Raw genomic sequence first — 1027 nt, forward strand, 5'->3', positions numbered from 1 at the left:
TTTAGGCCGCAGGCTCGACGCCGGCTGGCGCGGCAGGATGTGCTGGGCGGCCTCGCGTGGTTGTCGCCGGTGGCGGCGGTAGCCTTGTGGCTCGCCGACGGCGGGATCAGCGGCTTCTCGTCGGTGGCCGGAACAGCCACGAACCTGGGCATAGTGGCCGGGCTGGTGGGCATGGACCTGGTCCTGCTCATGCTCCTTCTGGCGGCCAGGATTCCGTTCATCGACACTACGATCGGGCACGACCGCGCCCTTGAGGTCCACAAGAAACTAGGCAAGCCGGCGTTGTACCTGCTCCTGGCGCACGGGCTCCTGATCGCCATCGGCTACGGCATGGCTGAGGGGCTCGATCCCCTCAGCGAATCCGTGTCCCTGTGGATCAACGTGCCGGACATGTGGTTGGCATTCGTTTCCATGGCCTTGTTCATCGGTGTCGTGGTGACCTCGCTGGTCGCAGTCCGGCGGAAGTTCCCGTACGAGTTCTGGTACGCAGTCCACCTGCTCACTTACGCCGCAGTCGCCACCGCGATCCCCCACCAATTCAGCGTGGGCGGGCTCTTCGCCGAGGGCACGTGGCAACGTTGGTATTGGATGGCCTTCTGCATTGCGACGGGCGCGGCTTTGGTTTGCTTCCGGATTGTCCAGCCGCTGCTGGCGACATTCCGCCACCAGCTCACAGTGAGCCGAGTGGTCCGCGTGGCACCGGATGTGTTCAGCATCGAAATGACCGGACTTCACCTGGACCGATTGTCCGGATCAGGCGGCCGGTTCTTCTTCTGGCGCTTCCTGGCTCCCGGATATTGGTGGGAAGCGCACCCCTTCAGCCTGTCCGCCGAGCCTGTCCGGGGAGCGCCGGGCCAACCGGGCAAACTGCGCATTACTGTCCGCAGCCTCAGTGACGGCTCAACCAAGCTCGCAAGGCTGAAGCCCGGAACCAAGGTCGCCGTCGAGGGACCCTACGGCATGTTCAGCACAGCCGCCCGGGCGCGGAACCACGTGGTGATGATCGGCGCCGGAATCGGAATTACGC

The 1027-nt window shown here is 64.8% G+C and carries 1 protein-coding gene; it reads left to right on the forward strand.

Features of this window, described 5'->3' with window-relative positions:
* Window positions 1-1027, forward strand: a 1027-nt coding sequence (locus ACFV20_RS37300) for a ferric reductase-like transmembrane domain-containing protein (protein ID WP_385665669.1), incomplete at both ends; no start/stop codon positions are given.

The sequence above is a fragment of the Streptomyces sp. NPDC059696 genome (genome assembly GCF_042733745.1).
Taxonomy (GTDB): Bacteria; Actinomycetota; Actinomycetes; order Streptomycetales; family Streptomycetaceae; genus Streptomyces.